At 47.7% G+C, this 6150-nt stretch carries 7 protein-coding genes; all 7 read right to left on the bottom strand.

The window, feature by feature from the left end; translation table 11 throughout:
• Positions 1–35: 35 nt before the first annotated feature.
• Positions 36–416 carry a helix-turn-helix domain-containing protein gene (locus HMPREF9439_RS01825; protein WP_008810324.1) on the bottom strand — a complete coding sequence of 127 codons (381 nt, stop codon included), beginning with the start codon at positions 414–416 and terminating at the stop codon, positions 36–38.
• A 1-nt stretch (position 417) separates the two neighbouring features.
• Positions 418–1512, bottom strand: coding sequence for a redox-regulated ATPase YchF (gene ychF, locus HMPREF9439_RS01820; RefSeq protein WP_008863465.1), 1095 nt, complete (start codon positions 1510–1512; stop codon positions 418–420).
• Positions 1513–1514: 2 nt separating this feature from the next.
• A complete protein-coding gene (locus tag HMPREF9439_RS01815; protein ID WP_008863464.1) occupies positions 1515–1973 on the bottom strand; it encodes a 2-thiouracil desulfurase family protein in 459 nt (152 codons plus the stop codon).
• On the bottom strand, positions 1948–2553 hold the full coding sequence (gene pth, locus HMPREF9439_RS01810; protein ID WP_008810321.1) for an aminoacyl-tRNA hydrolase: 606 nt from the start codon (positions 2551–2553) through the stop codon (positions 1948–1950). The genes HMPREF9439_RS01815 and pth overlap by 26 nt, the downstream gene beginning before the upstream one ends.
• Positions 2550–4310 (bottom strand): DEAD/DEAH box helicase, encoded by a 1761-nt coding sequence (locus HMPREF9439_RS01805; RefSeq protein WP_008863463.1) that lies wholly within the window; start codon positions 4308–4310, stop codon positions 2550–2552. Before HMPREF9439_RS01805 ends, pth begins: the two co-directional genes overlap by 4 nt.
• 107 nt (positions 4311–4417) lie before the next feature.
• Positions 4418–5071, bottom strand: a complete 654-nt coding sequence (locus tag HMPREF9439_RS01800) for a 50S ribosomal protein L25/general stress protein Ctc (protein WP_008810319.1) — start codon at positions 5069–5071, stop codon at positions 4418–4420.
• Between the two features lie 55 nt (positions 5072–5126).
• Positions 5127–6077, bottom strand: coding sequence for a ribose-phosphate pyrophosphokinase (locus HMPREF9439_RS01795; protein WP_008810318.1), 951 nt, complete (start codon positions 6075–6077; stop codon positions 5127–5129).
• Positions 6078–6150: the final 73 nt, after the last annotated feature.

The raw sequence follows: 6150 nt of genomic DNA, 5'->3' as shown, positions 1-6150 counted from the left end.
TGCTTTCGACAGACTTTTGCAACAGCCCCTTTGAGTTAATCAGTTTTTGAGCGCTTCACACTGCGAATCTTTCTCTTTAGGTTTGGCGCCAATCTTTCAAGAGCGTCGATGGTATTGAATACGGAAACCTTTCCTTTTAGAGAAAGAGAGCGGAATTTCTGAAGAAGCAGATCTTCTTCTAATCCGGGAATATGCCTCTCCTCCGTGATGATGTAAAGAACATCAAAGCCAATGGAAGACAAACGAGGCATACGGTAAATTCCGGGATCAGCTAACCCTTCCTCAAATCGAATATAAGCGTCAATAGGAATTCCGAGGAGCTGGGCAATTTGAATCTCGCTGTAGCCCAGCCGCTCTCGTTCCTCTTTGAGGCGATTGCCGATTTCCTGTCTTTGTTTAGTGCTCGTGAGGGCCATATTAAACGTTGAATAAGAAGTTCATGATGTCGCCATCCTGAACAACGTAATCCTTACCTTCTACGCGGAGTTTTCCGGCTTCTTTGGCGCCTGCCTCACCTTTGTACTGTACGAAATCATCGTAACTGATGGTTTGAGCGCGGATGAAACCTCTTTCGAAGTCCGTGTGAATGACGCCTGCAGCCTGCGGTGCTAAATCGCCTTTATGGATCGTCCAAGCTCTTACTTCTTTAACGCCGGCAGTGAAGTATGTCTCCAGTCCGAGAAGCTGATAAGCGGCTCGTATGACACGATTCAGACCAGGCTCGTGCATACCGATATCTTCAAGGAAAATTTGTTTTTCTTCATCCGGAAGATCGGAAATTTCTGCCTCAATCTTGGCGCATACAGCAACCACAGGAGCTTTTTCCTCTACACCGACTGCTTTAACTTCTTCAAGAAGGGCATTATTCTCAAAGCCGTCCTCTTCTACATTGGCAACATACATGACCGGTTTCATCGTCAAGAGACACAGCTGCTTGATGACAGCTTTCTCGTCTTTAGAGAGGTCCACGCTTCTTGCCGGTTTTCCTTCATTGAGGGCAGGACGAATCTTTTCTAAAACAGTGACGAGTTTCAGAGCCTCTTTGTCACCGCCGGAACGAGCCTGCTTAGTGTATTTATTCAGCTGCTTATCCACAGAAGCAAGGTCAGCTAAGGCAAGCTCCATGTTGATTACAGAGATGTCTTCGAGAGGGGCGACGTGGCCTGCGACGTGGACGATATTATCGTCATTGAAACAGCGAACGATGTGAGCAATAGCATCGCATTCACGAATATTGGCCAGGAACTGGTTTCCGAGGCCTTCGCCTTTGCTTGCACCTGCAACTAAACCTGCAATGTCTACGAATTCGACCGTTGCCGGGACAATTCTTTGCGGAGAAACAATTTCAGCTAACTTTGCTAAACGAGGGTCAGGTACTTCAACAATACCGACATTAGGCTCAATCGTGCAGAAAGGATAATTCTCTGCCGCAATTCCAGCTTTTGTTAACGCGTTGAATAATGTGGACTTACCAACGTTAGGTAAGCCTACGATTCCGCATTTCAAACCCATCTTTATTCCTTTACAGTTTTGAGCCACGCATCAAGTTCTGACTCATTAATGACTTTAACGCCGTTTTTAAGCAGTAAATCGGAAGTGATTCCGTTTCCGTTAATTAAGCAACCGGAAAACGTTCCGTCGTAGATTTTTCCAAATCCGCAAGACGGACTTTTAGACTTTAAAACAGCAAGTTGGATGCCGTAATTCTTGCAGATATTCAGAGCCTCGTGGGCTCCTTTTAAGAAAAAAGTTGAAAGAACCTGTCCGCTTTGCGTTAAGACTTCGCGATCTCTTGAAATTTCAGCCGGTTGGCGGGGACAAGGGAGACCGCCCAAAACTTCCGGGCAGACTCCGACGAGATTAAATTTTTCTTCAAGGGCTATAAGCTGCTCTTTTGGCAAAGGTTTTGAAGTTTTGTCGTAACGTACCTTGCAGCCCAAAAGGCAGCTACTTACGAGGATCGTTTTTTTCATTAAGAATTGACATAGCACGGGAAAAATCTCCCTCAACAATTTCATCTATGCAGCTCAAGGCCTTTTTGATTGCTGAAGAGATAAGTTCCTGATCTTCTTTCGGGGGACGAGATAAAACATAGTCAGCAACAGGAATTTGAAGCTGCCTGTCCCGCGGGTGGCCGATACCGATTCTTAGACGAACAAAGTCGGAGCTGCCGAGGCAGGAAACAATACTTTTGAGACCGTTGTGTCCTGCAGAGCCTCCGCCGATTTTTAATCTGGCCGTTCCCGGGAGGAGATCAAGCTCGTCATGCGCGACAAGGATTTCCGAAGGAGTTATTTTGTAAAAAGCGCTGACAGCCGCAACTGCTTTCCCTGATAAATTCATCAGGGTGGAGGGTTTTAGAAGGATGACTTCCACCCCTCCGATCCTAGCCTTTGCAACATCACCAAAAAATTTCCGATCCGCCTGAAATCGTGCCCCGTACTCATTAGCAACTTCATCAACAAAATGAAATCCTGCATTATGTCTTGTGCCTTTATAGGCGTCTCCGATATTCCCCAGCCCGACAATCAGACGGATACTTGTATTGCTCATTTGTATGCTTTCTTGTTCCCTTTGCCTTTGCGTGAAGGTTTCTCAGAATCTTTTCCTTCCTTTTTACTCGGATAGGATTTCGGAGAGCCTTCCCGGTCGTATCTTACTACGCACTGGCGTCCTTTGATGAAGGCATCCCTCAGAGCGTAAATAACATCCTGAGCGACATTCTCATCAACTTCAACAAGCGAGAATCTGTCTGCAATATCAATTGAACCGATCAACTTAGAAGGTATTCCGGCTTCATTAGCGATCGCGCCGACAAGGTCCTGAGGACGGACTCCGGCATCACGACCGGCTCCGATGAAAAGACGCACCATACCTTGAGAGAGCTCGCGTGGACCTCTCTCTTTGCGCGTACGTTCGCCTCTTTCACCTCTGTCGCGTCGGTCTTCTCGAGGCGCTTTCTTCCAAGAAAGATCATCAGGAAGTTCGATTTCGGATACATCCTTCCAATTTGCTTCATTCGCAAATTTCACGGCTGCAGCGGCCACGTCGAGGATATCAAATTCGTCTGCGAGGTTTTCAACGACAGAGCGATACTTGCCTAAGTCGGACTCATTAACCAGAATTTCGTGGATGGAACTTCTTGTAAGATCCAGTCTCTTTGCGTGTACGTCGGTAGCAGTCGGAACGGACAGTAAAGTAATTTTTCTCTTTGTTAAGCGTTCAATGTTCTTGAGCAAACGGCTTTCGCGAGGTTCCAAAATCGTAATCGCAGTGCCTTCTCTTCCTGCGCGTCCGGTTCTACCGATACGGTGGACGTAAGTTTCAGCAGAAGACGGAATGCCGAAATTAATAACATGAGTCAGGTGATCAATGTCAATTCCTCGTGCAGCGACGTCGGTTGCGACGATAACGTCAACCTGTTCTGCTCTTGCGCGTTTCATCACGCGGTCGCGCTGTGCCTGGTCTAAGCCGCCATGGAGAGGCTCAACGCTGTAGCCTCTGCCGCGGAGGGATTCAGCAAGCTCATCGACTTCGTTTCGTGTACGTGCGAAAACAATGGCAAGTCGAGGACTTTCAATATCCAAAATTCTGCCCAATGCAGCGGTTTTGTGATTTCGTCCGACGATGTAGGCAGACTGTTTAACCTTCGGCTGTTCTCCTTCCGGAACTTTTTCTTTCGGAATGAGGATATGGAAGGCATCATGCAAATGGTTTTCGGCAATCTTTGCGATTTTCGGCGGCAAGGTGGCTGAGAAAAGTGCGGTCTGACGTTTTTCCGGAAGAGCTGCAAAGATCGCTTCCAGATCTTCCGCAAATCCCATATCCAGCATTTCGTCGGCTTCGTCCAGCACGACCGCTTTAATTTCAGTCAGGTTAAGTGTTCCTCGCCGGATATGGTCAAGAGCTCTGCCAGGTGTTGCTACAACGATCTGAACACCTCTGGAAAGAGCTTTGATTTGGCGAGAGTAATCTTGTCCGCCGTACACCGGCAAAACGTAAACGCCTGAGCTTCTGGCAAAGCTATTGATAGCTTCTGAAACTTGAATACAAAGTTCTCGGGTAGGTGTGAGAATCAGCACCTGAGGTTTTCCGGGTTCGGTATCCAAACAGTAGCGTTGAATCAGCGGAAGAGAAAAGGCAGCCGTTTTTCCTGTACCTGTGGCAGCCTGACCCAGAACATCTCTTCCTTCTAAAAGGACCGGGATGGCTTTCGTCTGAATGGGTGTCGGTTCTTCAAAACCTAAAGAAGAAAGGGAATTAACAAGCTTTTCTGAGAGCCCTAACTCTAAAAAAGGATTGGCGGACAATTATTTACTCCGAACTTGCGCATTATTAAGTGATTGCACATTATGGATAAAAAAATACGCCGCAGATCTCTGCGGCGTACATTTTGAGCAACCTAAAGCTTATTAAATTAAGCCTTTTCTGCGCCTTCCTCAGCGGATTTTTCTGCTGTAGCAGGAACGGCGTCAGCCGGAACGGCAGGAGCTTCGTCAGCGATGCTTTCTTCAGCAACGACAACAGCGGAAGCAACTGTCGGATCTTCCTCAGGCTTCAGGACAGGTGTGACACCTTCCGGAAGAACGAGGTCGGAAACGTGAACAGGTTTATCAACAGTAAGGCCGGAAAGATCGACTGTGATGAATTCAGGCAACTGATCAGGCAAGCAGGAAACCAGAAGCTCTGTGAGAGCGTGGTTAACGTTAGTCTTATCAATTGTAATAGCCGGAGATTTTTCTTCACCGACGAAATGCAGAGGCACATTCATGCGGATCTGTTCATCGGCGGAAATACGCTGGAAATCGATGTGCAGAACCTGTGGTTTGTACGGATGCATTTGGAAAGAACGAAGCAGGACACGTTCGGACTTGCCATCAAGAACCATTTCAAGAATGGAAGCATGGAATTTTTCCTTGCGGAGAGCGTGGAAAATTTCGTTGTGATCAAGTTCGATAGGGGTAGCAGCAACCTTACCACCGTAGACGATGCCAGGAAGCTTTTCCGCACGGCGAAGGCGGCGGCTCGCACCCGTACCTTGCGCTTTACGTGTGACAGCAGTGAATTTCATTTAAATAAACTCCAAAAATAGAACTGTCAGCCGCGACCAGCCGACAGTGGGGTACCTATTCGGCAAACAAGCTGCTTACCGAGGACTCGCAAGCAATGCGAGAAATTGTTTCGCCCAGAAGAGAAGAGCAGGACAACTGTCTGATCTTCGGGCAGTCAAGTGCATCTTGACGAAGCGGAATTGTATCAGTAACAACCACTTCATCGAGAGCAGAATTTGTAATTTTTTCTACGGCGTTGCCGGAGAAAACAGGGTGCGTTGCGTAGGCAAGCACTCTCTTGGCGCCGCGGGCCTTAAGGGCATCTGCAGCATGGCAAAGTGTTCCTGCTGTATCAACGATGTCATCGACGATTACGCAGGTGCGTCCTTCGATTTCTCCGATGATATTCATAACTTCGGAAACGTTAGCTCTGGGGCGGCGTTTGTCGATAATGGCGAGATCGCATTCCATGCGCTTAGCGACGGCACGGGCGCGAACAACGCCGCCGACGTCAGGAGATACAACAACCAGATCGGAATAGTTATGCTTCCACAAATCACCTAAAAGGATTGGGCTGGCATAAATATTGTCGACAGGAACATCAAAGAAACCTTGGATCTGGTCAGCATGAAGGTCCATTGTCAGAACGCGGTCGATACCGGCAGCCTGAAGCATATTGGCAACAACCTTCGCACTGATGGCTACACGAGTAGAGCGAGGACGTCTGTCCTGACGTGCATAGCCATAGTAGGGAATAACTGCAGTAATACGAGCAGCAGAGGCTCTCCGAAGCGCGTCAACCATAATGACCAATTCCATCAAATTGTCATTTGTCGGCTGGCAGGTTGGTTGGATGATGAAAACATCGCGGCCGCGAACATTTTCATTTAATTCGACTTGAACTTCTCCGTCAGAGAAGCGGCTGACCGTTGCACGGCCAAGAGGAATATTAAGGTGTTGAACTACAGCTTGTGCTAATTTCGGGTTAGCGTTGCCTGAAAAGACCATCAGGCTGTCTGGAACCATTTGGACCATGATTGTGCTCGATCAACTGAGTGAAAAAACGCAAAAATAAAAGACGAGAAGCTCGTCCGAAAAT

Origin of the sequence: Parasutterella excrementihominis YIT 11859 (assembly GCF_000205025.1) — a bacterium.
Taxonomy (GTDB): Bacteria; Pseudomonadota; Gammaproteobacteria; order Burkholderiales; family Burkholderiaceae_F; genus Parasutterella; species Parasutterella excrementihominis.
The sequence above is the reverse complement of the archived record's forward strand: the minus strand, read 5'-3'. Positions and strand labels throughout refer to the sequence as shown.

Coding starts and splice junctions, on each gene's coding strand:
- HMPREF9439_RS01815 (WP_008863464.1), bottom strand. CDS start 1,973: ATGAAAAAAACGATCCTCGTAAGTAGCTGCCTTTTGGGCTGCAAGGTA.
- HMPREF9439_RS01825 (WP_008810324.1), bottom strand. CDS start 416: ATGGCCCTCACGAGCACTAAACAAAGACAGGAAATCGGCAATCGCCTC.
- HMPREF9439_RS01800 (WP_008810319.1), bottom strand. CDS start 5,071: ATGAAATTCACTGCTGTCACACGTAAAGCGCAAGGTACGGGTGCGAGC.
- HMPREF9439_RS01795 (WP_008810318.1), bottom strand. CDS start 6,077: ATGGTTCCAGACAGCCTGATGGTCTTTTCAGGCAACGCTAACCCGAAA.
- ychF (WP_008863465.1), bottom strand. CDS start 1,512: ATGGGTTTGAAATGCGGAATCGTAGGCTTACCTAACGTTGGTAAGTCC.
- pth (WP_008810321.1), bottom strand. CDS start 2,553: ATGAGCAATACAAGTATCCGTCTGATTGTCGGGCTGGGGAATATCGGA.